This window comes from Sphingomonas sp. 35-24ZXX (assembly GCF_000786215.1).
Lineage (GTDB): Bacteria > Pseudomonadota > Alphaproteobacteria > Sphingomonadales > Sphingomonadaceae > Blastomonas.
The window spans coordinates 520,727-545,411 of record NZ_JROG01000004.1; the positions used below are offsets into that span (position 1 = coordinate 520,727).

The following is a 24,685-nucleotide window of genomic DNA, read 5'->3' on the forward strand; positions in this document are numbered from 1 at the left end:
GATGAGTTCAAAAGCCCCCGCCATTTCCCGTGCCGCCGCCATCCTTCGATTGCTGGGCAAAAGCGCGCAGCCCATGGGGGTCAACGCCATTGCCCGCGAACTGGCGCTGGTACCATCGACCTGCCTGTATGTGCTGCGCGCTCTGGTCGATGAGGAACTGGTGGCTTTCGACGACAATACCAAGCGATACAGCCTGGAAGCCGGTGTGCTGACGCTTGCCCGTGGCTGGCTGCGGCAGAATGGCTTTGCGGCGCGGGCGCAGCCTTCGCTCGACCGGCTGGCCCGCGAACACGGCGTGACCATGTTGGGGGTGCAGGTGGTCGGCCTTGAGCATATCATCCTGGTTGCTGCAGCGCAGGGCGGTGGCAATTTTCAGCTGAGCGCCGAGCCCGGCAGCCGCTTTCCCGCGTTGATCAGCGCGACAGGTCGATGCATAGCCGCATTTGGCAACCACCCTGCCGAGCGGCTGAAGGCGAAGTTCTCCACGCTGCGATGGGACAATCCTCCGGCTTTCGGCGACTGGCTCGATCAGGTGGAGCAGGCACGCGTCACGGGGTACGGCCTGGATCGCGGCAACTATATTGCCGGGGTAACGGTCGTGGCGGCGCCGGTGAAGGCACGGCAGGGGGGAGTATCACACGCACTCATTGCGCTCGGCATCGACAGTGTGATCGATCGCGCAGGGATCGATGTACTTGGCCACGCCCTGGTTCATGCGGCTGACGGAATCGCCGAGAGCCTTTAGGTTCTGTAGGCGTCGCCAGGGCGATATGTTGGTGCATGGATTGCTCCGCTGGCGAGCGAAGCCATAGGTGATGATCTTCCGAGAACACCTGCACGATCCTGGCTCGCCCAGGCCTCGTCTGCCTGTAGGAATGTTAGCGCATGAACCCGTGGGACCAGATCCTGTTTCTCTTCAGCGGCGAGGAATCTCTGCGGCTGTGGTTTATCCTGTTTATCGGCGCAGGGCTCCTGGCCGGTGTGGTTAGCGGCTATTTCAAGGCCCGCAAGATCCAGCCACGCGGCTTCAAGTGGAAGACCTTCCGCAACGAAGGCCTGTTTGCGGTCATCAACGTCGCAGTGTCGGGTACGCTTATCGGCGGCGCCATGACCTGGCTGCTCGCCAATGGCTGGATCGCGGTCGACAAGGGACCGGTCGCCTGGTGGCAAGTAGCCATCCAATATGCGCTGTATTTCTTCCTGTTCGACACGTGGTTCTACTGGCTGCACCGCTGGATGCATAACGAACCGGTCTACAGCTATGTCCACAAGCTGCACCATTTCTCGACCTCGCCCAACCTGCTGACGACCTTTTCGGTCAATCCGATCGAATCGATCATCAATGGCGGTTTCGTGCCGATCTTCCTGACCGGAATGGCCTTTGTCTGGCCCGTGCACGAACAGGCGATGGCGCTGATCACGCCAACCAATGTCATCATGGGGCTCTATGTCCATTCCGGCTATGAGCTGATGCCACGCTGGTGGAACCGGAGCTGGGCGACCAAATGGTTCATCACCGCCACTTTCCACGACCAGCACCACAAATATTTTCGCGTCAATTTCGGCGGCTACACGACGATCTGGGATCGTATCTGCGGAACCATGCGCCCGAAATACGAGGAGGAAATGGCAACGGTGAAGGACCGCGCGGCGGTGCAACGCAAGGCCGGATCCGTCGAGGGGGCGGCTGCCCCGGTGAGCTGACCGGCCGGCGATGCCCAGGCTGCCGGGTGCCAGAAGCTCATGAACAACGAAACGGCGCGCCGACTGCAATCTGCGCGCCGCTTTGTTTCATCAGCAGAAGCGCGCTTGCCTAGCGCTTCGTGACGATATCGTACCGGTCGATATAGTCGGCGAAATGGTCATAAACTTGGTCGCGGGTGAGACCGTAATCTTCCAGGCTATAGGCATGCTTGCCATGCTTGCCCTGAGGGTTCTCGTCGAGCACGGCCTGCATCACAGCCTCGACCTCGGCAGTGAACGGCTTGCCGAACCGGGCATAGGCCTTTTTCATCTCGCCAATCGGGTCGCTGACCAGCGCCTTGTATTCGATATGGTGGATGGCATCGCGGCCATGCTTGTCCTCGAATGCCTTCACCCGCTCGATCATCAGATCGAACGTGCGCATCTGTGCACGGGCACAGGCCAGCGGATCGACCTGGTCGGAAAACATCTTGCGCACCGCGAAGATCAGGCTGCACGCGGAGGCCACCACATCGGCCGGATCGCGGTGAGTCATGATGAGCTGTGCATCTGGATAGACCGTGGTCAGCGCGTCCAGATAGAGCGGATGCCAGGGGTTCTTGAAGGTCCAGTGACCGCCATTATTGCCCTGGAGCAACTGCATGAGCCGCTTGTGGTAGCGGAAGGCAGGCAGGTAGTCGGTATTGTGAAACCAGTCCGAATAGCTGGGAATGTCATATTGCGATTCATAGACCTGCGCACAGAAGGTCGGCGACATCGCGAACTGGCATTCGGTCGAACTGTCGGCATTTTCCCAGTGCATTGCTGCGATATGCGGCATGTATTGCTTGGTCCCGTCAAGCCGGGCCTGTTCTGCGAGACAGCGGGGATCGGTGCGCAGTTCGCCAGGAGCCGCGGGCGGCACGGTGGCAAAGGCCTCCCAGCGCATGAAAACACGGCGGCTGGGATCGGCGGATAACAGGTTGATCGCCAGGGTGGTTCCGGTCCGCGGCAGCCCGAAGAGGAAGGTGGGTTGTTCGACGGGTGCATCGAGCAGCGCCGGATTGGCCGCCAGATAGTCCTCGACCCTCAGGCGCTGGGCCAGCGTGGCGGTGATGCTTCCCGCAACCCGGCCTTCGCCTGCTTCGCTCAGCTTCCCCTCACTGTTCAGCGCGTTGACCAGGGCATCAAGGCCCTCGCGGAAGCTGGGATCCCCAAAATCTGCCAGCCCGGTCTGTTCGCGGGCGGCGGCGAGCAAGTTTTCTGCGTTCAACATACGCCTTGGCTATTGGTCCGCGCCGGAGCTTGCAACCGGCGCGGACCAGTTATCGCCGTGGCGTCACCAGACCAGCGGCAAATGATGCGGCCCGACGACCCCACCCGGTCGGTAGACGATCTTGGTGTCCGGCTTGACCGCAAAATCGGGAATGCGCTTGAGCCATTCCTGCATCGCGACCTTGGTTTCGAGGCGTGCGAGGTGCGCTCCCATGCAGCTGTGCACACCGACGGTAAAGGCGAGCACGATCTTCTTTGGCCGATGGAAATCGACCACTGTCGGATTGGGGAAGACATCCGGATCGAAGTTGCAGGCCGGCAGCAGGCAGGTGATCTTGTCGCCAGCCTTCAACTGCACGCCGCGCAGCTCGAAATCGCGCGTCACGGTGCGACCCGAAAAGGTCACCGAATGCACGCGCAGCAGTTCCTCGACCTGGGCATTGATATTCTCGGGATCGGCGTTGATTTCGGCACGGCGGTCGGGGTTCTCGGCCATCCACAGCCAGATATTGTTCAGCGTCGCGAAAACCGTGTCCAGTCCGCCGATGAACAGGAAGGCGACGAAACCGAAGATTTCCTTGTCCGACATAGGTCGTCCGTCGATCTCGGCATGGGCAATGCGGCTGACCACACCGTCATCCGGATTGGCCTGCTTTTCCGCAATGGCAGACTTGAGATAGACCGAGATCGTCTTCAGCGTCTCGGCCATGATCGCGCGGTCGTTGGAATGCAGCAGCGCCACAGCCCATTCGACAAAGGTGTCCGTCATGTCCACCGGCAGGCCCATGAGCCGCAGGAAGATCGTCACCGGGAAGGGCCGGCCAAAGGCTTCTGTAAAGTCGCACTCACCCTTGTCGATGACCTTGTCGATCAGTTCGTTGGCTAGCTGGCGCATCTGAGTTTCAAGCCCTGCCACGCCTTGGGGCGAGAACATCGAATCGACGATCATCCGGTACTTGCGATGCTGAGGCGGCTCGATCTCCTGAGGGATGAAGTAGAAATAGTCATCCGGATCGCGCGGGAAAGGCGTCGCGCCCTCGTTCGAAAAGACCTCTGCGTTGCGCAGGATATGGAGGGCATCTTCGTGCTTGATCGCCGTCCACGCGTTTCCGAACGGGCTGACATCATAGAATAGCGGAGGGAATTTCTCGTGCATCGCCGCCATGAAGGCATGCGGGGCAGCCAGAAAATCAGGGCCGAAAGTAATGCCGGCGGAATGCACAAGCTCTTTGGGCACGTGCGGGGGTACCTGATCCATGCCGACACGGCGCTGGAAGGTGGGCGGGCTGGGGTTCAGAACATCGATCGCCATAATGCCGTTCCTTGTCAGTACTGGGATGCGGGGAGATGCACGATGAGACCGTCAAAGGCGGGGGCCATGATGATCTGGCACGACAGACGGCTGGTGGGACGCAATTCGGCTGAAGCGGATTCGAGCAGTTCGCGCTCGTCCTTTGATGGCGGCGTGCCAAGCTGTTCGGCCCAGGCCTCGTCGACATAGCAATGGCATGTCGCGCAGGCGAGACCGCCGCCGCATTCCCCGACAATGCCTTCGACTTCGTTGTACACGGCCCCGCGCATCACGCTTTCGCCTTCCGGGACATCGATCGTCGTGCTGGCCCCGTCCGCGCCTATATAGGTCACCTTGCCCATTCCCATTCTCTCCGGATGCTGAAATTCAATCTTGGTGAGAACAGCGTTCTCGACAGGGGGTTTACAGCGCGATACGCTCGCTTGCAAAGGGCAAATCATCGGTGCGGGGGCTGCATGGAGATACCGGGGGTGCAAATCGATACGGCGACAATGGCGTTTGACGGGCGTGGTGATGCGCTCGTCGAGGCAGCCTATCAGCTGCTGGACGAAGTCGGGCTGGAAGGGCTTACAATCCGGGCGGTTCTCGCACGCACCGGGCTGGCCCGCCGGGCATTTTATGACCGGTTCGACAGCAAGGACGAGCTGATGCTGGAGGTGTTCGCGCGTACACTGGCGTCTGCTGCGGCGCTGTTTGCGCGCGAAATGGCGGGCATCGCCCCTGCGATGGATCGACTGAAGCTCATCGTTTGCGGCATTGTCATGGGGCGCGCCAACGATGGACCCGATGGCAGCTGGGAGACAAGCCGGCGCAGCGCGGCCCTGTCGCGGGAACATCTGCGGCTGGCGGATACGCGACCGGCGGACCTCAAGCGGACGATCGCGCCGCTGGTCGACCTGATCGACCGCGAAATCGCCAGGGGCATGGCGCGGGGTGAAGTGCGCGACGGTGATTCCGCAGCCATGGCCATGCTGGTTTACAACCTCGTTTCCACAACCGTGCACAGCGAGTTGCTCGACGGGGAGAGCGAGCGCCAGAACAGGCAGAGGCGCGAGACCTTGGCCGCAGAGATCTGGGAATTTGCCAGGCGTGCGATAGCGGCCTGAGCAGGCGTTTCAGCCCAGTGCTTCCAGCCGCCTTTCGGCGTCGGCAATTTCGGATCGCAGCCACATCGTTTCGGAAAGATTGCCCGCCGTGCTGTCGCAAAGGAGGCGCTCGTGCGCCGCTTTGCGAGTTTCCAGGGTTGCACGGTGATCGGGCCGAGCCGAAAGGATGATATCGGTCAGATGGATCGCCTCAAGCGGCCGGTTGTCGGCAAGGTGGGCCGCCGCCCGGTCGGCCAGCGCATCGGCTCCGGCAAGAGCAACGATATCGGCGTTTATCGCGGATCGCGGAACGCCGTAGAGCTCGGTCGTGCCATCCTCGTAATGGAACCATCCCGCATATTGGTCCCAGATCGTCTTGACCGCCCAGCTGAGCTTGCCGTGATATTCGCCGATGACGAGCTGCTCTGGCAGCCGGGCATCGCGCATCAGTTCGTGCACGGTGCGCCCGGCATTCATGCCGTCGAGCGTATAGTCGCGGACCCAGGTGATCGCGCCGATCATCCGGTCGATATCCGCCGCAATGCGATCTGCTCCCCGGATCGGCTCGCCATGGCCGGTGATCACGATGTCCGCATTGAGGTCGCGCAGCTTGCGCAGGGACTTCAGCGTGTTCCAGACCGCGCGCGGCTTGTCGCCGCGCAACGTGCAGAAGAACGGCATCGACAGCCAGACCGGGCCTACAAGGTTGCCAGTGAAGGCAATGCGGTCGTCGGGCAGCCAGACAATGAGATTGTCCACCGTTTCGCCTTCCGGCGCATGGATCAGCTGGAAGCGCCGCCCCCCCACGGTGAATTCGTGGCTGCGATCGATTTCCAGGTCGAGTCTGACCTCGGGCGGCGGCTTGGGCGTGCCGCCTCTGCGCAGGGTGCTGGCCCACAGCTTGGCACTGCGCGGCCCGAAAAACGGCTGAAGCCGCTTCATGTCGGCCCAAGCCTCGGCAAATCCGGGTCCGCCGATGATCTCTGTACCATCCTCCCGGAACGCGTCGAGGCCGCCAAAATGATCGGCATGGCTCTGGGTCAGCACGATCTTGCGCACGGGGCCGCTGCGATGCGGGGCCAACAATCCGACATTGCGCTCGGCATTGTCCATGAAGCCGGTGTTGACCAGAACGTCGCCATCCTGGGTGGTGACGAGATACAGGTTGGAGATATCGTTTACCTGGAAAATGAAATCGGTAATCGCCGTCGCTTCGGCCTGCGCCTCACCGGCGCGGACCAGACCGGCGAGCGCCGGCTTCTTCTCCTCCGACATCGTCACGATTCTCCAAACTCGATCATCACCTTGGCCGATTGCGGCGTCGCGGCGATTTTCAATCCCTCGATGACTTGGCCGAAGGGCAGGCGGTGGCTGATCAGGGCGGCGATCTTGTCCTTGAGGCGCGGCATGGCAGCAACCACCTCCGGAAACTCGGTCGGATAGCCGACAGCCGTCGTGATCGTCATTTCAGTCGTCAGCATCGGCCCTGCCGGCAGTTCGATCGGTTTCAGATAGGCCGCCGTGATGACATGGCGGGCATGGGTCTTGGCGAGGCCCACCACCTGCGCCAGGATCGAAGGCGCACCGGCGGCGTCGATATAGGCATCGGTCCCTGCCTTTTCGCGCCCGAACACCTTTGTCGTGCCATGCAATTCCTTGATCCGTGCATCGGCATCCTCGGTTTTCGGGTTGACCGTGCGTGCGCCAAGCGCCCGTGCCCGTTCCAGCCGTTCCTCGGCGAGATCGAGCGCGATCACGTCGCAGCCCCGGTCCACGGCCCATAGCACCATGCCCAGGCCTATCGGACCGCAGCCGAACACGACCAGCTTGTCCCCTGCCGAAATCTGCGCGCGGTTCACGCCGTGCAGCGCCACGGCCAGCGGTTCGCACATCGCGGCCACGTCGTAGGATACGCCCTCGGGAATGGGCAGGATCGAATCGCCTGCACGTGCCTCGCGCACCAGCAGTTCCTCGGTAAACGCGCCTTCGGGTCCGCCGCTGCCGATATAGCTGGGTGTGTTCATGGGGTTGACGATCACCGGCTGCCCGATCTCGATGCCCGAAACCTCCGGGCCGACATACATGATCTCGCCCGCCCCCTCATGTCCCAGCGCGGTCCTGGTGCCGGGAAGGGGAATGCCGCCATTCTTGATGTAGGACAGGTCGCTGCCGCAGATGCCACAGGCCTTCATCCGGACCAGCACATCCTTGGGTCCGGGATCGGGCCGGGTGTAGCTGTCCAGGCGGACGTCGTCGACATCGTGAATCGTCAGCAGGTGTCCCATGGCTGGTCCTCAGTTGAAGGCGTAAGGCGCGTGGATATGGCTTGCACCATCGATGAAGATCGTGTCGCCCGAGTGGAAGGACGAGGCATCCGAGCAGAGATAGGCACCGATACCCTCGAAATCCTCGATCGTGCCGGGGCGATGAATCGGCGTCTTGGCAGAGAAATGCGCATCGACCTGCGCCATGCGCGCCTTCATTTCCTCGCTCATGCCCTGGTCCGCACCGATGCCGGTCTTGATATAACCAGGTGCGATCGTGTTGGCGCGGATCTGGTATTTGCCGAGTTCCGATGCCATGCCGCGCACGACGGCCCCCATGCCGCCCTTGGATGCCGCATAATTGTTGATCCCGGCAATGCCGTGCACCATCGACAGGCTGCCGCAATAGACCAGGCTACCCCCAGGCTCACCGGCCTCTGCCCGCGCGACCATAGCCTTGGCGCCTTCGCGCAGAGTGAAGAACGCGCCATGCAGGTTCACGGCAAGCAGATCATGCCATTCGTCCGCATCGAGCGTCAGAACCGAACGCGAGCGCGACGCGCGGCCGGAATTGGCGAACACGCAGTCCACCCGCCCGAAATCGGCCAGCAGCTTGTCATAGCCATCGACGATCGCCTGTTCAGACGAGACATCGACCTGATAGGTCATGACCCGGCCCGCACCAGCAGCCTCAAGATCGGCCTTGGCTTCCGCGTTCTTTTCCGCATTGCGGGCCCAGATCGCGATATTGCCGCCCATCTTGGCTACGCCCCGGGCGAAGCCCAGGCCAATTCCGCCATTGCCGCCTGTCACCAGCGTGACCTTGCCGCTGCAATCGAACAAACCCTTGGTCATGCGCATCCTCCTATATGGTCGCCATCCATGCCCAAGCAGGCGGTCAGTTGCCAGCCCCGGAGCAATCGTCACTGCGATGAATGGCGCTGGGCATGGAGACACGCGGCGCGGATCGCTGTTATCGCTGCAGCCATCGAGGAGACGGGCAGGATGTTCCAGGGCAAGGTGTTTCAGAACGGCTATATCTGTGCGGACATCGATGCTGCACTGGCGCAGTTTTCCGCGCGTAGCGATGCCCGGATCATAGGCCCGTTCGAGGCGGAGCAGGTGCTCTCGACACCCGAAGGCCCGGCGTGGCAGGTGACGAGGCTTGCCTTTGTATGGGTTGATGCGTTCCAGTTCGAGCTGATCCAGCCGCTGATCGATGAATCGGGTATCTACGCCAATTTTGTCGACAATGGCGGCGTGATGCATTTCCACCATGTGGCGATGCGCGTGGCCGACTGGGATGCCTTTCGCGCCGCCGTGGATGCGCAAGACCTACCGGTCGTGCTCGAACGTGCGATTGAGGGCGATGCGCTCAAGTTTCTCTATCTCGATGCGCGCGCGGTGTGCGGCCATTATCTCGAATATGTCTGGATGAACGATACCCGCTGGGCGCAACTGGGCGGTCCGGTGGCATGATCTGCGCCGGGCGGCATGGGCCCTGGGCGCTGGTTGCCGGTGGCTCGGAAGGGGTGGGCGCCGCGTTTGCCGAACGGCTCGCCGAGGCGGGAATCAACCTGCTGCTCGTGGCGCGCAATGCCCTCAGGCTCGAGGCTGCAGCAACTGCCCTCCGCGCCGCGCATGCCGTGGAGGTGCGCACCCTCTCGCTTGATCTTGCGCATGAAGACATGCTCGCGAGCATCTCCGCCGCGACGGACGGGTTGGAGATCGGCACGCTGGTCTACAATGCCGGAGCAGCGGGCGGTCCGGTGCCGCTGGTCGATCAGCCGATTGGGGAAGCGCTGGCCAATATCCGCCTGAATGTGGTTGGACAGACCCTGTTGTCGCAGCATTTCGCGCGCGGCATGGTGGCGCGCGGGCGCGGTGCCATCATTCTGGTCGGGTCGCTCGGGGCTATTGCCGGGTGCAAGAACCTCTCAGTCTATGCAGGTGTCAAGAGTTTCACCCAGACCTTCGGCGAAGGCCTCTGGGCCGAACTGGCACCACAGGGCATCAATGTTGCCGTGCTGATGATCGGTCGTACCCGGACACCAAAGCTTGAGCAGGTCGAACTGCACGCCAACAGCGGTGTACCTGCGGCCGAGCCCGAGGACGTGGTCGATTATGCACTCAGCCATCTCGATCAGGGGCCGGTTCTGGTGCCGCCGGAGCACATGCAGGGCTTCATCGCGATGCGCGGCATGCCCAGGCGCAAGGCAGTGGAGCTGATGACCCGTTCGCTGGAGCCGCAGACACGCTACCGGATGGACTGAGCGTGCCGGGGGGCGGGGTCATATCGCCGTGGCGGTTCCCGCAGGGCTTGATCTTGCCGAGGCTCGCCGCGCGGGCTGCAATGCCCTTATAGCCGTCGCACCGGCATGGTCCCGGGGGCGAAAATGCAGGAACCGAACACATGATTCTGACCGATACTCAGATTGCGGTGCGCGATACGGTGCGAGCCTTTGCGCAGGAGCAGGTAAGGCCGAACGCCTTTGCCTTCGAAAAGGCCGGGACCTACCCTCCGCAACTGTTCCTCGATATGGCGGAACTGGGCATGATGGGCATGATCGCGCCCGAGGATCACGGCGGGGTAGGCCTGGATTCGGTGTCCTACGCGCTGGCGCTGATCGAACTGGCGGCGGGCGACGGCGCGCTTTCCACCATCGTGTCGATCCACAACAGCCTGATCGTGACTGCGCTGCTGAAATACGGCAGCGATGCGCAGCGGGAGCGCTTCTTGCCTATGCTGGTATCGGGGCAGGGCACCGGTGCCTTTGCGCTGACCGAGAGCGAGGCCGGATCGGATGCGTCCGCCTTGCGCACTCGCGCAGTGCGGGCAGAAGGCGGCTGGCGTATTACCGGATCGAAGCAATTCATCTCCAACGGACGGATCGCAAAGATTGCGATCGTCTTTGCCGTGACCGACCCGGACGCGGGCAAGCGGGGCATCAGCGCGTTTCTGGTGCCTACCGACACGCCGGGCTATTCGGTCGACAAGGTCGAGCACAAGCTGGGCCAGGGTGCGTCGGACACCTGCGCCATCCGCTTTGATGAAATGTTCGTGGCCGATGAACTGATGCTGGGCGAGCCGGGTGAGGGTTATCGCATCGCGCTGTCCAATCTGGAGGCGGGGCGCATCGGCATTGCCGCGCAGTGCATCGGCATGGCTGACGCCGCGATGGCGATTGCTGTCGATTATGCCCGCGAACGCAAGAGCTTCGGGATGCCTATCATCGAGCATCAGGCGGTCGGTCACCGGCTGGCAGGCCTTGCCGCCAAGCTTGAAGCCGCGCGTCAGCTAGTGCTGCACGCGGCAGCGGTAAAGGACACCGGCGTTTCCTGCCTCAAGCAGGCGTCGATGGCCAAGCTGGTCGCCTCCGAAACGGCCGAGGAAGTTGTGACCGGGGCGCTGCAGACGCTGGGCGGCTATGGTTATCTCGAAGAATATGGCGTGGCCAAGATCTACCGCGATGTCCGGGTTTGCCAGATCTACGAGGGCACTTCCGACATCCAGCGCATGGTCATCGCGCGGGACCTTTGAACAGCAATCACAGCGGTTCAGCCTTGCCGCAGGCGTAATCCAGCCGGTCCAACGGCAGCGGCGCGTCTGCGGATGAAACTCTTGGAAAGGACAGAAAGACATGGACATCAACGGACTGGCCGCCATTGTCACCGGCGGCGCTTCTGGCCTCGGCCAGGCAACCGCGGAAATGTTGGCTGCACGCGGTGCAAGAGTTACCGTCGTCGACCTTGATGCGGAGCGAGGAGAGGCCAATGCCAAGGCCATTGGCGGACTGTTCGTGCGTGCTGATGTGACCGACGAGGCTGCGGTGGAAGCGCTGCTGGCGCAGGCAGAGGACGCGCATGGTGTGGCCCGCATTCTGGTCAATTGCGCAGGCATTGCTCCCCCAGCCAAGGTCATCGGTCGCGATGGTGCTGCCATGCCACTCGATCATTTCAGGAAGATAGTAACGATCAACCTTATCGGGTCGTTCAACATGCTGTCCAAGTTCAGCGCCCGCGCCGCTGCCGCTGATCCGCTGGGCGAGGAGCGCGGGGTCATCATCAATACTGCGAGCGTCGCGGCCTTCGAAGGGCAGATCGGACAGGCGGCCTATAGCGCATCCAAGGCCGGCGTGGTCGGCATGACGTTGCCGATCGCTCGCGAGCTGGCGCGTTCCGGCATCCGGGTCATGACCATCGCGCCCGGCATTTTCTGGACGCCGATGCTGGCCTCGTTGCCGCAGGACGCTCAGGACTCGCTGGGGCAGCAGGTGCCGTTCCCCAGCCGTCTGGGCAAGCCGGAAGAATATGCGCGGCTGGTCGAGAGCATCATCATCAACCCGATGCTCAATGGCGAGGTGATCCGTCTCGACGGTGCCATCCGCATGGCACCACGCTGATGGCCATTGCGGGCGCAGCCGCCTGGCGGTGCCCGTTTCGCAATGGGTCAGGCCAGGCTGGCCAGCGCATCGGGCGTGAACGGGATCATGTCGTCGAAACGGCCCGTTCGGACCTTGGTTGGCCAGCCCGGATCGACGATCAGCGCGCGGCCCACGGCGATGAGGTCGAACTCGTCGCGGTCCATGCGGTCCAGCAGGCCATCGATCCGTGCCGGTCCGGCAACCGCACCTTCGAACACCTTGAGGAAATCGCCATCCAGCCCGACTGACCCCACACTGATTGTGACGGCACCCGTCAGCTTCTTCACCCAGCCAGCGAAATTGAGCCCTTGCTCACCATCGATCTCGGGAAATTCCGGTTCCCAGAAACGGCGCTGCGAGCAGTGCAGGACGTCCGCCCCGGCGAACACCAGCGGGCCTAGCCAGGCCTCGACCTCTGCCGGACTTGGGGCAAGCCTGACGCTGTAGTCCTGTTGCTTCCACTGGCTGACGCGCAGGATGAGGGGAAACTCCTCGCCCACCGCCGCCCGGATCTGCCGAATGATTTCGGCCGCAAAGCGGGTTCGGTCGGCAAGGCTGGGGCCATTCCAGTGATCGCCGCGGACATTGGTGCCGGACCAGAAGAACTGGTCGACCAGATAGCCATGCGCGCCGTGCACCTCCACGCAATCGAACCCCAGGCGCTTTGCATCGGCTGCGGCCCTCGCAAAGGCCGCAACGGTATCGGCAATATCCTCCTCGCTCATCGCCTGGCCGCGCGCCTCGCCCGGCATGATCAGACCTGACGGGCTTTCCACCGGAACATCAGGCTGCCAGTCGGTGGTCTTGCTCTCGACCGAGCCGGTGTGCCAGATTTGCGGCGCGATCGCACCGCCCGCAGCATGCACGGCCTCGACCACCGGCTGCCAGCCATCCAGCATCTCTCCGTGAAAGCGTGGCACATGCGGTTCGTTGGCCGCCGCTGGTCTGTCGATGGTGACCCCCTCAGTAACGACCAGTGCCGCCCCGCCTTCGATGCGGCGTCTATAATAATCGACATGGCCCTGGCCGACATGGCCATTGACGGCAAAACCCCTCGTCATTGGCGCCATGACAATGCGGTTGGCAAGTTGCATCGACTTGATGCGCAGCGGCTTAAACAAGGGGGTGATGTCTGCCATGATCGCGGTTCCTTCGTCCGCTCGTCTGATGCAGGCGAATGAGGGATATGGCCAAGCGGCGATTGTTTAGGGGGCTAAACGTCCGGCCTCGTGACGGGCTGGAAATCCCGGTCAAGCCTTGCGTGCAGGTCTCTCAGCACACGATCGACCACGGCCCTGTCCTGTTTCGCGATCTGGCCGTAATGCTGCAGAAATTGTCCGCGCTGCTCGAGCATGGCGGCGCAGACATGGACGAGCCTTGCTCCCTCCTGGGTCAGACGGACCGGCGCGCTGCGGCGGTCAGCATGTCCGCTCTGCCGCTCGATCAGGCCTTTGGCGGCGAGCTTGCGGCAGCGCACCGAGAGTACCGCAATCGACACATTGAGCCTGGGCGCTATGTCGCTTGGCCGTAGCGGCTCAGGATCGGCCATCATCAGCGCGCCGAGCAACTGGAAATCGGCATAGCTGATGCCCTGGTCTGCAAGGATGCGGTCGAGATCGGTCTGTGCAAGCTGGGCCACCTTGAGCAGATGCCATAGCGCCCCAACCGGCTCCATCGCAAAGCCTAGCGGGCCGAAAAAGGTCCGGGCGGCCTCCATCTGCGCGACCGGCCGGTCGGGAGGGCGCGGTGGCATCAGCCTCGAACCCGTTCAGAGTCCCTCGACCAGCGTCATGCGCCAGTCCGCCGTTCCCAGCCTCAGCTTCAATGCTTCCTGATAGGCGGGGCTGTGATACCAGGCGCGCGCCTTTTCCACGGTCGGAAACTCCAGCAGCACGATGCCGTCTGGGGCGGCACCTTCGAGAGGCTCGACCTGACCGTAGACGCTCAGCGGCTTGATGCCGAACTCCGACTGGAACTGGGCAGCGTTGTTGCGGTTCAGCCTGCCATATTCGGCAAACCGCGCTTCGTCGCGGACCGGGCTCTCGCGCGTGACGATGATATAGGCGGGCATCGGGTAGGCTCCTCAACGGCAATGGCCGCAGCTTTCCACCGGACGGGGGCTGGCGCAATCGCAAGCGCAATCGTCCGTGCGATCAATCTGCGCGGCCGCGTCGGCCAGATGCTCGGCCTGCTCGCTAGAACAAGTCGGGGTCTTCATGCATCCGCCGGGGTGCGGGTTATCTGCATCGCCGCCCGGTGCGGCGCATGGCGCGGCTCGTCGTCGGCCTGGGTTTCCACCGCCAGTGCAACATGCGCCAGCATCAGGCAGAGGTTCATCAGATTGGTGGCCGGCTGGTCCAGCGTGGCAAGCGGCTGCTGGTCAAGCCATGCAAGTGCTTCTTCCAGACGCGGTGCCATGGCATCGTGAAAGGCGGACCGTTCGCCCGCAGTTGACTCACTTCGCCGTGCATCGCGAAGCGCGCTGGTCGGCAGCGCCCAGGACTCTGTCAGATATTCCAGATCGCCGAATGGCGGAGGCAATGTTGCGTTCATGGCTGTTCTCCATGTTCATCGCAATATTGGTGCACGGCCTCCTGGACCGAGACGAACAGATGACGGCAAAGCGCCTCCTGCGTCTGGAAATGGATATGCTTGAGCGCGCCGCTGGAAAGCCCGCGCTGGCCCGCCTCGATCACGGCCCTGTCCTCGGCATGCACATCGCGAGCGGTGGCCATGACATATTCGCGGGCAAAGCGTTCGCTGGCATTGGCGTCGTCGCCCACCCAGTAGAGCCGGATGACGCCGCGCGACCGGGTGGGGCCGAGCGGATAGACGACATGGCTGAAATGCGGGGCCGGTGTGCCGAGGATGAAGAAATTGGGGAACAGCGCCAGATATTCCCGTCCGTTCGGTCCGCCGGCAATTCCGCGTTGCAGGGCGGAAGCCATTGCCTTGCCCATTGCTATGCGCTGCAGCGGCGTGATGCGCGGCTCGGGGTTCGACCAGATGGTCTGAGTGCGGTGCGGGCCGAAGAAGCGATAACGGACGGGATAGCCATAGGGATTGTCCGGACTGAACGTGGCCTGGCCGGTTTTCGGGTGGATGAAGCGCAGGTGATAGTTTTCCTGGAAATTGTCGTATGTCAGCTTCCAGTTGGCATTGATGTCATAGACATACTCGCTGAACGTCGTTGCCTGGGCAACGGGCAGGGTCTCCAGTTCTTCGGCCAGCCCGTTCAGCCAATCACGCAGCGGTGGGGCATCGTCTGACAGGTTCACGAATAGCAGCCCCGCGCATTGCTCCAGCCGTATCCGGGACAGCGCGCAATCGGCCTTGGCTAGTCCGAAGCTCTCGAAATCGGGCGCGGAAAGCAGCGCACCGTCCAGTCCGAACGACCAGCGATGATAGGGGCAGGAAAACGTCGATGTCCTGCCTTCGGCTTCCTGGGTCAGCTGGGTTCCACGATGCGTGCAGACATTGTGGAACGCACGGATCACCCCGTCCTTGCCATGCACGATCAGCAACGAGGCACCGGCAAATTCCAGTTCCCGGCGGATGAAGCTGCCGGGCTGGGGCAGTTCGCAGACATGGCCGATCTCGATCCAATTGCGCAGGAAGATGGCCTTGCGCTCGAGTTCGTACCAGGCCGGATCGTAATAGGGCCTGGCCGGAACGGGATCGCGCCCGAGAAAATCGACATCGCCTTGCCCTATGGATGCAAAGACCGGTTCTGTTGCCACGGCTGTCCTCACCTTGCGTTTCCGCGTCCTGCACGCCTTGGTCAGACCTGGCGGGCCCGGTGGATGACCGGTTGTCCTTTGCGGCCATCCCGGAAATCCGCACTTTGGTAACAGGGCACGCCCTGCCCAAAAACACTCCCGGCGAGCCATCTGGACATGATCGCCGTGACGATGCGCTTGCGCATCGTTCCCGTATCCCGGCAGTTTCGCACCCTGAAGTGCAACGACGCTATGGCGATGAAAGCTGGTCGGCGGTCCGCTGGCGTTGACAGGATGAGGAGGCAGTTTCTTATGAATGGCACATCCGGTGGCGACAACGGCAGGCAGGGGCGAGTCATGGGCAGTACGATCAAGCAGGCGAAGGCGCGCCGACCTCGCGATCGCGAAGCCACGCGGGTCGTGATCCTGGATGCCGCGTCGCGCCTGCTTGCCCGCGATGGGCCGATCGGCGTAAGCCTCTCTTCAGTGGCCTTGCTCGCCGGGGTCAACCGCGGCACGGCCTATCAGCATTTCCAAACCCGCGAGAAGCTCATCGAGGAAACCATCGCGCATGTTTCCGACAAGCTTTACCGGGCCGTCCTGGGAGACCCCGATGCACCGGAAGAGCGTCGGGTCGAGCAGGTCGACATGCATGCCGTTACCCGCAACCTGGCGCGGTTCGCCATGGACAATCCCGAACTGTGCAGGGTCTGGTTCCTCCAGATCCTGGCAGCCGATGACCCCTCGCAGGACATCTTCTGGCGCGAATATGCAGGTTCGATCGGCCGGTTTGCCGCGACCGAGTTCGCGCAGCCCAATATCGATGTCGAGGTGTTTTCGATCCTGACATTGGCAGGGCATTTTCTCTGGCCAGTCTGGGCGCGCGCCCACAGCACCGACGAGGCTGAATGTAACGCCCTGGCCGACCGGTTCGCGCGCGAGATGCTGCGGCTGTCGCTGCACGGCACGGTGCGGCTGGACAAGGTTCCGGCGACCATCGTGGGTACGGCCGACGGGGAGCCCGACCCGGCCGGGGAATGACTTCATCCGACAAGACACTCGAAAAGGGAAAACCATGTTCAATGCCATCGTGATCGACAAGGACGACAGCGGCCAGAGCGTCGCGCTCAAGCAGCTCGACGAAACGCAGCTCCCCGAAGGTGATGTCACCATCGACGTTGCCTTTTCGACGCTCAATTTCAAGGATGGGCTGGCCATCACGGGCAGTTCGCCTGTGGTCCGCAAGTTTCCCATGGTGCCAGGCATCGATCTTGCCGGGACGGTGCGCAGCTCGGACCATGCCGACTGGAAGCCCGGCGACAGGGTGGTGCTCAATGGCTGGGGCGTCGGCGAGACGCATTGGGGCGGGTTGTCGCAGGTGGCCAGGCTGAAGGGCGACTGGCTGGTACCGCTGCCCTCGGCGTTCAGTGAACGGCAGGCTATGGGCATCGGCACTGCGGGCTATACCGCCGCGCTGTGCGTCGATGCGCTGGTCAAGGCGGGCGTGTCGCCCGACCAGGGCGAAATTCTGGTCACCGGTGCCACCGGCGGGGTCGGTAGCGTCGCTGTGGCCCTTCTGAAAAAGGCGGGTTTCACGGTGGTCGGATCGACCGGCAAGGCCACCGAGGAAGAATATCTGAAGCAGCTGGGCGCTGATGCGGTGATCGACCGGGCCGAGCTGTCGGCTCCGGGACGTCCGCTGGCCAAGGAGCGCTGGGCAGGCGTTGTCGATGCCGTCGGAAGCCACACACTGGCCAATGCCTTCGCCCAGACGCGCTATGGCGGTGCGGTGGCCGCCTGCGGTCTGGCGCAGGGTGCTGATTTCCCCGCCACCGTGATGCCGTTCATCCTGCGCGGGGTGCGGCTGTTGGGGGTCGACAGCGTCATGGCACCCAAGGCGTTGCGCCTGGCGGCATGGGACCGGTTGGCGCGTGATCTCGATCCCGCACTGATTGAAGTGATCGGCGCCGAAATCGGGCTGGCGGAGGCGCCTGCCATGGCCGCCGATCTGCTCGCCGGAAAGGTGCGCGGCCGGGTCATCGTTGACGTAAACCGGTAAAAGGGGCGCTGTTCGGGCCATGACGGAAAAACCGCTTTCGATCCTCACGGGCATATCGCTCGAGGAAGAGGACGGGTTGGGCGAGCTTACCCTGACGGGGTGGCTGCGCTCAGCCTGCGAAAGGGGAGGCGATGCCGAATGTCTGGTCTATCATGATGGTGGCCTGGAAAAAGGGACGAGGATCAGCTGGACCTATGCCCAGCTCTGGGAAAGGGCCAATGCCGTTGCCCGCGCGCTGGTCGGTTGCGGTGTTGCCAAGGGCACGCGGGTCGGCGTCCTGATGACGAACCGGCCGGAATTTCTTTCGGCCACGTTCGGAATCGCGTTGGCAGGGGGTGTTGCGACAACGTTTAGCACCTTTTCCACGGCTTCCGAACTCGATCATCTGCTCGAGGCCTCAGCCGTGTCGGTGCTGCTGGTCGAGGGGCAGGTGCTGAAGAAGGACTTTGCTCAGATACTTTGCGATCTGGAACCTGCGATTGCAGCGTCCAGTCCCGGGGCAATTGCGTCGGCGCGCTATCCCTTCCTCACGCATTGTGCCGTTGTGGGCGGCAACCCGCGTGGCGCCATCGAGGCCTGGGAAAGTTTCGTCGCACGCGGCAACCGTATCGCGCAGGAGCTGGTCGATGCGCGTGCTGCCGGAGTGAGGCCTGCCGATCCCGGGGTCTTGTTTTTCTCCTCGGGCTCCACCGCGCTGCCCAAGGGAATCCTGTCCGCCCATCGCGGCGTCACCCTGCAGCTGTGGCGCTGGCCAAAATGGTATCGCGTGGGCGAGGGCGACGTCCGGGTCTGGTCGGCCAATGGCTTTTTCTGGTCGGGCAACTTTTCAATGGCGCTGGGCGGTGCATTGACATCGGGCGGCTGCCTTGTCCTGCAATCGACCTTCCATGCCCAGGAGGCGTTGACGCTGATCGAGCGGGAACGGGCCACTATGGTGCTGGCCTGGCCACATCAATGGGAGCAGCTGATTGCCGCACCCAACTGGGGCAGCGCGGACCTTTCCTCGCTGGTCTATATGGACTGCAAGTCGCCGATCGCCGCTCATCCAACCGTTCGATCGACCTGGCGCGAGCCCTATGCCGCTTTCGGCAATACCGAGACCTTTACCCTGATGACGGCCTATCCGGCCAACACGCCCGAAGAGGTCATCGCAGGCAGCCATGGTCTCCCGTGCCCCGGCAACACCATCAAGATCGTCGATCCGCTTTCTGGCGCTGTCGTGCCGCAGGGCGAACGCGGCGAGATCGCGGTCAAGGGCCCGACGCTGATGCTGGGCTATGTCGGCGTTCCGCTGGCCGATACGCTCGATGCCGAGGGCTTTTTCAGAACCGGCGATTCCGGCCATGTCGATGCCGAGGGACGCCTTTTTTGGCACGGCCGGCTCAATGACATCATCAAGACCGGCGGGGCCAATGTTTCACCGGTAGAGATCGATTCGGTGCTCAAGACCATCCCCGGCATCAAGGCGGTGCAGACCGTCGGCGTGCCGCACGATACGCTGGGCGAGCTGGTGGTGGCCTGTGTGGTGCTGCATGACGGTGCAGACCTGGATGAAGCCGCCATTCAATCCGTTGCCCGCCAGACGCTCGCCAGCTTCAAGGTGCCGCGTCGCGTGCTGTTCTTTGCCGAGGAAGACCTTGCACTGACCGGCAGCGCCAAGATCAAGACCGCCGATTTGCGTGCCCTGGCCGTGGCGCGCCTTGAAGGTGGATGACAGGAGAGCCGACAATGGATGATGCCCTGGAGATTGCCAATCTGAAAGCGCGCTATTGCGCCACGAGCGACCGCTCGTCGCAGGATCCCGAAGGGGCCATGACCGAACTTGTCGGCTATTTCGTGCCGGATGCAACGGCCGATTACGGGTTCGTCCAGTTTGACAGCCCCGACAAGCTGGCGGGCTTCATGGCCAATGCCATCGGTGGCGGATCGGAATGGATGATCCACATGCTCGGATCCCCCAGGATCGAGATTTCGGGTGACGACGCGGCCGGTGATTGGACGATCTCGGTCCACTCGCGCCGCCGCGACGGCGAAACCATGCTGGTCGTGGGCCGCTATAGCGACCGGTTCCGCAAGACGCCTGACGGCTGGCGGATCAGCCATGTCGGCTTCACCCGCTACGAATGACAGGGCACAGCTTTATGACCGATGACTTTTCCGGGCGCGTTGTCGTCGTCACTGGCGGAGCGGCAGGGCTCGGCCGGGCCCATGCCCTGGCTTTCGGCAGTCGCGGCGCGCATGTCGTGCTTGCCGACATCGCCGAGGCCGGGATGGCGGAAACCCGCACGCTGGTCGAGAACGCGGGCGGCACCGCATCCTGCCATCGCTGCGATATGGCAAGCGAGGATGACATCAACCGCTTCGCCGCCGAAGTGATCGGGCAGCACGCCGCAGTCGATGTGCTGATCAACAATGCCGGCCTGCACATGGGCGAGATTGCGCGCGGCTTTTTCGGCCTGGGCATGGCGAAATGGCAGCATTTCCTGGCGGTCAATACCCTGGGGCCGCTGCTGCTGGCAGAGGCGCTGCGTCCGGCGCTTGCATCCGCCAAGGGCCTGATCATCAACAAGAGCTCGATGGCTAGCTACCAGCCTGCGACCGCATACGGAATTACCAAGGCGGCGCTCAACGTCTTTACCCATGCCATGGCCATGCAGTTCGCTTCCGATGAGGTGCGCTGTGTCGGTATCGCGCCTGGGCTGATGGAAACGCCTGCTGCCAAGGATGGCGTGCCTGAGGAGAACTGGCAGCGACTCAAGGCCATGCAGATGGTCAAACGCCAGGGTACGGCTGAAGACATTGCCAACATGGCTGTCTTCCTCGCTTCGCCGGAAGGAAGCTTCATCAATGCGCAGGTGCTGCTTTGCGACGGCGGCAACCAGATGCGCGGGTTCCGGATCTGACGGGGCAAAGGGGAACGGTGCCATGACCCTCTACACGACCATCCACTTCCACAATGCGGCCGAGGGCCGTGAGGATGAATATGCGGCCTGGTTCGAGGGCGAGCACCGGCGAGATCTGGCCCGGTTGCGGGGATTTCGGTCAGCCGACCGGTTCGAACTGACTGCCGAGCAGATCATGCCCGATATCGCACAGCCCTGGCGCTACATGAGTGTCTATGATTTCGAACTGAGCCAGCCCGAAATCGATCTGCCTGCACTGGGACCGTTGCTGGCAGCAGTACGCGACGACGGGCTTATCGACGACGCCCGCGAGACCGAACGCATCTACAGCTACCGAATGTATTCGGACTGGAAATCCGGGCCGAACCACCAGCCTCACCGACCGTTCTCTAGCATGTTCGTGATTCCGGCCAATTTCGTCGCCGGCATGGAAGAGGAATATCACCGCTGGTACGACGAGATTCACATCCCCGAGGTCTGCCGCGTTCCCGGCTTCGCAGCGATGCGCCGCGGACGGCTGGCCGATGTGCAGATCGAGCCGCGCCGCTTCTGCCCCGGCAGCGAGATCGTGATGTGCGGCCATCAGACCGATGATCTGCTGTTCTCGATCAAGGATTTCAGCGCGCGCGCGCGCGGAGTAAGCCCCAGCGGGGATCAGATGGAGCCCCGGTCCAAGGCCGGGTCGTTCGCGCGAACTGTCCATTTCTTCCGGAAGATCAGCGGCCCCGACTTCTGGGACGGCGGCATGGCCTATGCTGGTGATCTTTCCGTCTACCCCCCCGATTTTCGGGAGAAAGGAGCCTGATGCGATGCTGACCATCACGCCCCTCGAAGTGGGTTTCGGGGCCCGTATCAGCGGTTTCGATTTCGAGCATGAGCGATCGGACCATGCCATAGGCGCCTTGCGCGAGGCCTATGACACGCACCACCTTCTGATCTTCGAAGGCGCGCATGGCCTGACACCGCAGCGGCAGGTGGAGATCGTCGGCTGGTTCGGGCCGGTGGGGGCCAATCTTGATGCCGATGGCAATCCCTGGACCGTGCTGGATAACAGCGAGCCGACAGGCAGCCTGTTGCTGCCGTTTCATTCCGACATCTGTTTCGTCGATCATCCGCTGGAGGGCTTGAGCCTGTATCCGCTTGAACTTCCCGAAGTTGCCACTTCGACAACCTTCATCAGCAATGCCGTGGGCTGGGACAGGCTGCCTGCCGCAATCCAGGACCATCTGCGTGACCTTTCGGTCGAACACCGCTACGAAGCCCCTGAAGACATGGCGCTCGATTGGCCGGTGCTCACCGCTCGTCATCCGGCATGCATGCGGCATCGGCGTACCGGCAGGTCGTTCCTGTTCGTGTGCGAAAACTACGTCACGCGGATCGATGGCTTGTCAGTTGAGGCTAGCGACGCGATGCTCAAGACCATTTTCGACACCATTTACGACCCTGCCGTCCATTATGTTCACCAATGGGTGCCGGGCGATCTGGTGGTATGGGACAACCTAGCCCTGCAGCATGCGCGCACGGTGCCGTCCCCCCCGTCGGACGGCCGGCGTATCCTGCGTCGCGTCGCGCTGGGTACGCACAACTTCATGGAGCAGCTTGAGGCGGCGAGACAGCGCATGGCGGTCTGAAATCTATCGCTTCCGCGATTGTGGAGGGGGTCGCCTCGACATTGACTCCCGGCAAGATAGGAAGAGCATGAGGAGAGACGCATGGGCAAGACGATTGTAATTACCGGCGGCGGCGACGGCCTTGGCCGGGCGCTGGCGCGGCGCTTTGCGAGAGACGGTGAAACCGTCGTGCTGCTCGGCCGAACACTGTCCAAGGTGCAGGCCGTCGCCGACGAGTTGGGCGCACCCGCCCTAGCAATCGAATGCGATGTGGCCGATCCGGCATCGGTACGGTCCGCCTTTGCGGAGGTCGCCCGGCATCATGCGAAGATCGACGTGCTTATCAACAATGCGGGCGTGTACTGGCCGTTCACCTTGGCCGAGGCGACCGACGAACTGGTCCAGAGCATCGTCGGCATCAACCTGGCCGGCCCTGTCTATTGCGCCCGCGAGGCGCTGCCGCTGCTGCGCGATGGCGGCATGGTCGTCAATGTCACCAGCGAAAGCTCGGTCCTCAAGACGCCGATGCTGTGGCTTTATGCCTCCACCAAGCATGCGGTCGAGCTGATGTCCGAAATGTGGGCGCGAGAGCTGGAGGCAGAGGGCGTTCGCGTCACCGTGGTTCGGGCCGGCCAGATGTTCGACGAGACGAAGACGGGTGCCCCCTGGCCGATCGAGGTTTCCATGCGCTTCGGGGCCGCTGCCGCGCAGGTCGGCATCAACCTGCGCGAGAAGGGAACGTCGCACTACAACTCGGTGACCGATGCCTTCCGCGCCATTCTCGACATGCCTGCCGACATGCATCTCAATCTCGTCTCGATCAACGGTCGTCGCCCATGACGATCCGCCTTTATCGATTTTGAACAAGGACAATCCATGGCCATGCTCCCTGATGCCAAGCTCTTCATTGATGGTTCCCAGCGCGATGCCGAAGGCGGCAAGACCTTCGACATCATCAGCCCCTGGACTGCGGAAATCGTGGGCAAGGCAGCCGATGCGTCTGCAGCGGATGTCGACGCCGCGATCGCTGCGGCCCGTCGTGCGTTCGACCAGAGCGATTGGTCGACCAATACCGATTTGCGGGTGTCGCTGGTTACTCGGCTGTACGAACTTTTCCATGCCAATCGCAGCCGTCTTTCCGATCTTGCCCGCAACGAGGCCGGTGCAGCGCTGGGTGCAGTCGGCCGCGCGCATGTCGACATGGCGATGGACGGCTGGAAGGATTTTCTCGACGTCTTCCCGCAGCTCAAATGGGAAAAGGACTATGGCCCACGCACCGGGTTCGGCTTCGAATCCATGCGCAAGGCCGTATATGAGCCTGTCGGCGTGGTGGCGGCGATCACACCCTGGAACGTTCCACTCTATGTCAATGTCGGCAAGGTGGTCGCCGCGCTGCTGGCCGGTTGCACCGTCATCCTGAAACCTGCGCCCAACACCCCAGGCATGGGGGCGATCTTTGGTGAACTGGCCAAGGAAGCAGGCTTTCCCGCAGGCGTGATCAATGTCGTGTTCGGTGCGGACCCTGCACTGGCAGGCGAAATGCTGGTGCAGGATCCGCGCGTGGATCTTGTCAGCTTCACCGGCTCGACCGCCGTGGGCAAGCGCATCATGGAGCAGGGTGCGGCGACGCTGAAGCGCGTGTTTCTGGAACTGGGCGGCAAATCGGCCAAGATCGTGCTCGATGACGCACCCAATTTCGCGATGGAGTGTGCCCAGTCGATCCTCGTGTTCCATGCGGGCCAGGGATGTGCCGTACAGTCGCGCCTGCTGGTGCCGCGCAGCCGCTATGAAGAGGCAAAGGCTGTGCTGCAGCGCGCCTATGCCGGTTTCGGCGACAACTGGGGTGATTATGACAATCCGGCGCATATAATGGGGCCGGTCGTTTCGAAGCGACAGATGGACCGAGTCCTGTCCTATATCGACCTGGGTCAGCAAGAAGGCGCAACCCTGCTTGCCGGCGGCAAGGCGCGGCCGGACAAGGGTAACGGCTATTTCATCGAGCCGACCTGCTTTGTTGACGTCCGCAACGAGATGCGGATCGCGCAGGAAGAGATTTTCGGTCCGGTGCTGGTGGTCATTCCTTACGAGGATGACGATGATGCCGTGCGCATCGCCAATGAAAGCCAGTACGGGCTGTCCGGCGGCGTATCGTCCGGTGATCTGGACCGGGCCATGGCCGTCGCGCGCCGGATCCGGACCGGATCGGTGAGTATCAATGGTGGCATGTGCATCGCCGGAGACTTGCCATTCGGAGGCTATAAGGCTAGCGGCGTAGGCCGCGAATGGGGACTGGAGGGAATCGAGGAATTCCTGGAAACCAAGCTGCTGGCCTGGCGGCAATCATAGGGACA

The 24,685-nt window shown here is 62.7% G+C and carries 27 protein-coding genes; 16 read left to right on the forward strand and 11 right to left on the reverse strand.

Annotated features, from left to right (window positions below; genetic code table 11):
* Position 1 precedes the first annotated feature (1 nt).
* Both LI72_RS10545 and LI72_RS10550 read left to right on the forward strand, forming a co-directional pair.
* On the forward strand, positions 2–745 hold the full coding sequence (locus tag LI72_RS10545) for an IclR family transcriptional regulator (protein ID WP_033925810.1): 744 nt from the start codon (positions 2–4) through the stop codon (positions 743–745).
* Positions 746–885: 140 nt separating this feature from the next.
* Positions 886–1,704: a sterol desaturase family protein gene (locus LI72_RS10550; protein WP_052129720.1), complete on the forward strand. Its 819-nt coding sequence runs from the start codon at positions 886–888 to the stop codon at positions 1,702–1,704.
* Between the two features lie 109 nt (positions 1,705–1,813).
* Here LI72_RS10550 and LI72_RS10555 read toward each other — a convergent pair whose 3' ends face one another.
* From LI72_RS10555 to LI72_RS10565, 3 genes are all read right to left on the reverse strand, one after another.
* The gene (locus tag LI72_RS10555) at positions 1,814–2,959 is read right to left on the reverse strand and encodes a sulfotransferase family protein (RefSeq protein WP_033925811.1); all 1,146 of its coding nucleotides are present in this window, start codon (positions 2,957–2,959) and stop codon (positions 1,814–1,816) included.
* Positions 2,960–3,022: 63 nt separating this feature from the next.
* Entirely contained in the window at positions 3,023–4,270 is a 1,248-nt protein-coding gene (locus LI72_RS10560; RefSeq protein ID WP_033925812.1) for a cytochrome P450, read from the reverse strand.
* 14 nt (positions 4,271–4,284) lie between these two features.
* Positions 4,285–4,617: a 2Fe-2S iron-sulfur cluster-binding protein gene (locus LI72_RS10565; protein ID WP_331378332.1), complete on the reverse strand. Its 333-nt coding sequence runs from the start codon at positions 4,615–4,617 to the stop codon at positions 4,285–4,287.
* Positions 4,618–4,740: 123 nt separating this feature from the next.
* Between LI72_RS10565 and LI72_RS10570 the strand changes: the two genes are divergently transcribed.
* Positions 4,741–5,376, forward strand: a complete 636-nt coding sequence (locus LI72_RS10570) for a TetR/AcrR family transcriptional regulator (RefSeq protein ID WP_231562431.1) — start codon at positions 4,741–4,743, stop codon at positions 5,374–5,376.
* Positions 5,377–5,385: 9 nt separating this feature from the next.
* Here the strand turns inward: LI72_RS10570 and LI72_RS10575 are convergent, their stop codons facing one another.
* The 3 genes from LI72_RS10575 to LI72_RS10585 are packed head-to-tail and all read right to left on the reverse strand — an operon-like array spanning position 5,386 to position 8,474.
* Complete coding sequence (locus tag LI72_RS10575; protein WP_033925814.1) at positions 5,386–6,630, reverse strand: MBL fold metallo-hydrolase; 1,245 nt, start codon at positions 6,628–6,630, stop codon at positions 5,386–5,388.
* Between the two features lie 2 nt (positions 6,631–6,632).
* Positions 6,633–7,640 carry a zinc-dependent alcohol dehydrogenase gene (locus LI72_RS10580; protein WP_033925815.1) on the reverse strand — a complete coding sequence of 336 codons (1,008 nt, stop codon included), beginning with the start codon at positions 7,638–7,640 and terminating at the stop codon, positions 6,633–6,635.
* A gap of 9 nt (positions 7,641–7,649) precedes the next feature.
* Positions 7,650–8,474, reverse strand: coding sequence for an SDR family NAD(P)-dependent oxidoreductase (locus LI72_RS10585; RefSeq protein ID WP_033926294.1), 825 nt, complete (start codon positions 8,472–8,474; stop codon positions 7,650–7,652).
* A gap of 150 nt (positions 8,475–8,624) precedes the next feature.
* On the opposite strand from LI72_RS10585, the gene LI72_RS10590 reads away from it, so the two are divergent.
* From LI72_RS10590 to LI72_RS10605, 4 genes are all read left to right on the forward strand, one after another.
* The gene (locus tag LI72_RS10590) at positions 8,625–9,098 is read left to right on the forward strand and encodes a VOC family protein (protein WP_033926295.1); all 474 of its coding nucleotides are present in this window, start codon (positions 8,625–8,627) and stop codon (positions 9,096–9,098) included.
* Complete coding sequence (locus LI72_RS10595) at positions 9,095–9,892, forward strand: SDR family NAD(P)-dependent oxidoreductase (protein WP_033925816.1); 798 nt, start codon at positions 9,095–9,097, stop codon at positions 9,890–9,892. Before LI72_RS10590 ends, LI72_RS10595 begins: the two co-directional genes overlap by 4 nt.
* Positions 9,893–10,032: 140 nt before the next feature.
* Positions 10,033–11,160 (forward strand): acyl-CoA dehydrogenase family protein, encoded by a 1,128-nt coding sequence (locus LI72_RS10600; RefSeq protein ID WP_033925817.1) that lies wholly within the window; start codon positions 10,033–10,035, stop codon positions 11,158–11,160.
* A gap of 100 nt (positions 11,161–11,260) precedes the next feature.
* The gene (locus tag LI72_RS10605) at positions 11,261–12,022 is read left to right on the forward strand and encodes a 3-hydroxyacyl-CoA dehydrogenase (RefSeq protein ID WP_033925818.1); all 762 of its coding nucleotides are present in this window, start codon (positions 11,261–11,263) and stop codon (positions 12,020–12,022) included.
* A 47-nt stretch (positions 12,023–12,069) separates the two neighbouring features.
* Here LI72_RS10605 and LI72_RS10610 read toward each other — a convergent pair whose 3' ends face one another.
* From LI72_RS10610 to LI72_RS10630, 5 genes are all read right to left on the reverse strand, one after another.
* Entirely contained in the window at positions 12,070–13,182 is a 1,113-nt protein-coding gene (locus LI72_RS10610) for an NADH:flavin oxidoreductase (RefSeq protein ID WP_033925819.1), read from the reverse strand.
* 74 nt (positions 13,183–13,256) lie between these two features.
* Positions 13,257–13,796: a MarR family winged helix-turn-helix transcriptional regulator gene (locus LI72_RS19065; RefSeq protein WP_081984853.1), complete on the reverse strand. Its 540-nt coding sequence runs from the start codon at positions 13,794–13,796 to the stop codon at positions 13,257–13,259.
* 15 nt (positions 13,797–13,811) lie between these two features.
* Complete coding sequence (locus LI72_RS10620; RefSeq protein WP_033925820.1) at positions 13,812–14,114, reverse strand: DUF1330 domain-containing protein; 303 nt, start codon at positions 14,112–14,114, stop codon at positions 13,812–13,814.
* 143 nt (positions 14,115–14,257) lie between these two features.
* On the reverse strand, positions 14,258–14,596 hold the full coding sequence (locus LI72_RS10625) for a hypothetical protein (protein WP_052129723.1): 339 nt from the start codon (positions 14,594–14,596) through the stop codon (positions 14,258–14,260).
* The gene (locus tag LI72_RS10630) at positions 14,593–15,783 is read right to left on the reverse strand and encodes an aromatic ring-hydroxylating oxygenase subunit alpha (RefSeq protein ID WP_231562432.1); all 1,191 of its coding nucleotides are present in this window, start codon (positions 15,781–15,783) and stop codon (positions 14,593–14,595) included. The genes LI72_RS10625 and LI72_RS10630 overlap by 4 nt, the downstream gene beginning before the upstream one ends.
* Before the next feature lie 156 nt (positions 15,784–15,939).
* On the opposite strand from LI72_RS10630, the gene LI72_RS10635 reads away from it, so the two are divergent.
* From LI72_RS10635 to LI72_RS10675, 9 genes are all read left to right on the forward strand, one after another.
* Positions 15,940–16,803, forward strand: a complete 864-nt coding sequence (locus LI72_RS10635) for a TetR/AcrR family transcriptional regulator (RefSeq protein ID WP_231562433.1) — start codon at positions 15,940–15,942, stop codon at positions 16,801–16,803.
* A gap of 34 nt (positions 16,804–16,837) precedes the next feature.
* Positions 16,838–17,821, forward strand: a complete 984-nt coding sequence (gene acuI / locus LI72_RS10640) for an acrylyl-CoA reductase (NADPH) (RefSeq protein WP_033925821.1) — start codon at positions 16,838–16,840, stop codon at positions 17,819–17,821.
* Between the two features lie 19 nt (positions 17,822–17,840).
* Positions 17,841–19,535: a class I adenylate-forming enzyme family protein gene (locus LI72_RS10645; RefSeq protein WP_033925822.1), complete on the forward strand. Its 1,695-nt coding sequence runs from the start codon at positions 17,841–17,843 to the stop codon at positions 19,533–19,535.
* A gap of 14 nt (positions 19,536–19,549) precedes the next feature.
* On the forward strand, positions 19,550–19,948 hold the full coding sequence (locus tag LI72_RS10650) for a nuclear transport factor 2 family protein (RefSeq protein WP_052129725.1): 399 nt from the start codon (positions 19,550–19,552) through the stop codon (positions 19,946–19,948).
* A 14-nt stretch (positions 19,949–19,962) separates the two neighbouring features.
* Complete coding sequence (locus LI72_RS10655) at positions 19,963–20,724, forward strand: SDR family NAD(P)-dependent oxidoreductase (RefSeq protein WP_033925824.1); 762 nt, start codon at positions 19,963–19,965, stop codon at positions 20,722–20,724.
* 22 nt (positions 20,725–20,746) lie between these two features.
* On the forward strand, positions 20,747–21,529 hold the full coding sequence (locus LI72_RS10660; protein ID WP_033925825.1) for a hypothetical protein: 783 nt from the start codon (positions 20,747–20,749) through the stop codon (positions 21,527–21,529).
* Between the two features lie 4 nt (positions 21,530–21,533).
* Entirely contained in the window at positions 21,534–22,355 is an 822-nt protein-coding gene (locus LI72_RS10665; protein WP_033925826.1) for a TauD/TfdA dioxygenase family protein, read from the forward strand.
* Between the two features lie 81 nt (positions 22,356–22,436).
* Entirely contained in the window at positions 22,437–23,174 is a 738-nt protein-coding gene (locus LI72_RS10670; RefSeq protein WP_033925827.1) for an SDR family oxidoreductase, read from the forward strand.
* A gap of 36 nt (positions 23,175–23,210) precedes the next feature.
* Positions 23,211–24,680: an aldehyde dehydrogenase family protein gene (locus LI72_RS10675; protein WP_033925828.1), complete on the forward strand. Its 1,470-nt coding sequence runs from the start codon at positions 23,211–23,213 to the stop codon at positions 24,678–24,680.
* The last annotated feature ends 5 nt before the right edge of the window (positions 24,681–24,685 follow it).

Coding starts and splice junctions, on each gene's coding strand:
- acuI (WP_033925821.1), top strand. CDS start 16,838: ATGTTCAATGCCATCGTGATCGACAAGGACGACAGCGGCCAGAGCGTC.
- LI72_RS10645 (WP_033925822.1), top strand. CDS start 17,841: ATGACGGAAAAACCGCTTTCGATCCTCACGGGCATATCGCTCGAGGAA.
- LI72_RS10585 (WP_033926294.1), bottom strand. CDS start 8,474: ATGACCAAGGGTTTGTTCGATTGCAGCGGCAAGGTCACGCTGGTGACA.
- LI72_RS10555 (WP_033925811.1), bottom strand. CDS start 2,959: ATGTTGAACGCAGAAAACTTGCTCGCCGCCGCCCGCGAACAGACCGGG.
- LI72_RS10590 (WP_033926295.1), top strand. CDS start 8,625: ATGTTCCAGGGCAAGGTGTTTCAGAACGGCTATATCTGTGCGGACATC.
- LI72_RS10560 (WP_033925812.1), bottom strand. CDS start 4,270: ATGGCGATCGATGTTCTGAACCCCAGCCCGCCCACCTTCCAGCGCCGT.
- LI72_RS10635 (WP_231562433.1), top strand. CDS start 15,940: ATGATCGCCGTGACGATGCGCTTGCGCATCGTTCCCGTATCCCGGCAG.
- LI72_RS10665 (WP_033925826.1), top strand. CDS start 21,534: ATGCTGACCATCACGCCCCTCGAAGTGGGTTTCGGGGCCCGTATCAGC.
- LI72_RS10600 (WP_033925817.1), top strand. CDS start 10,033: ATGATTCTGACCGATACTCAGATTGCGGTGCGCGATACGGTGCGAGCC.
- LI72_RS10565 (WP_331378332.1), bottom strand. CDS start 4,617: ATGGGAATGGGCAAGGTGACCTATATAGGCGCGGACGGGGCCAGCACG.
- LI72_RS19065 (WP_081984853.1), bottom strand. CDS start 13,796: ATGCCACCGCGCCCTCCCGACCGGCCGGTCGCGCAGATGGAGGCCGCC.
- LI72_RS10660 (WP_033925825.1), top strand. CDS start 20,747: ATGACCCTCTACACGACCATCCACTTCCACAATGCGGCCGAGGGCCGT.
- LI72_RS10610 (WP_033925819.1), bottom strand. CDS start 13,182: ATGGCAGACATCACCCCCTTGTTTAAGCCGCTGCGCATCAAGTCGATG.
- LI72_RS10575 (WP_033925814.1), bottom strand. CDS start 6,630: ATGTCGGAGGAGAAGAAGCCGGCGCTCGCCGGTCTGGTCCGCGCCGGT.
- LI72_RS10670 (WP_033925827.1), top strand. CDS start 22,437: ATGGGCAAGACGATTGTAATTACCGGCGGCGGCGACGGCCTTGGCCGG.
- LI72_RS10580 (WP_033925815.1), bottom strand. CDS start 7,640: ATGGGACACCTGCTGACGATTCACGATGTCGACGACGTCCGCCTGGAC.
- LI72_RS10550 (WP_052129720.1), top strand. CDS start 886: ATGAACCCGTGGGACCAGATCCTGTTTCTCTTCAGCGGCGAGGAATCT.
- LI72_RS10605 (WP_033925818.1), top strand. CDS start 11,261: ATGGACATCAACGGACTGGCCGCCATTGTCACCGGCGGCGCTTCTGGC.
- LI72_RS10620 (WP_033925820.1), bottom strand. CDS start 14,114: ATGCCCGCCTATATCATCGTCACGCGCGAGAGCCCGGTCCGCGACGAA.
- LI72_RS10650 (WP_052129725.1), top strand. CDS start 19,550: ATGGATGATGCCCTGGAGATTGCCAATCTGAAAGCGCGCTATTGCGCC.
- LI72_RS10675 (WP_033925828.1), top strand. CDS start 23,211: ATGGCCATGCTCCCTGATGCCAAGCTCTTCATTGATGGTTCCCAGCGC.
- LI72_RS10625 (WP_052129723.1), bottom strand. CDS start 14,596: ATGAACGCAACATTGCCTCCGCCATTCGGCGATCTGGAATATCTGACA.
- LI72_RS10595 (WP_033925816.1), top strand. CDS start 9,095: ATGATCTGCGCCGGGCGGCATGGGCCCTGGGCGCTGGTTGCCGGTGGC.
- LI72_RS10655 (WP_033925824.1), top strand. CDS start 19,963: ATGACCGATGACTTTTCCGGGCGCGTTGTCGTCGTCACTGGCGGAGCG.
- LI72_RS10545 (WP_033925810.1), top strand. CDS start 2: ATGAGTTCAAAAGCCCCCGCCATTTCCCGTGCCGCCGCCATCCTTCGA.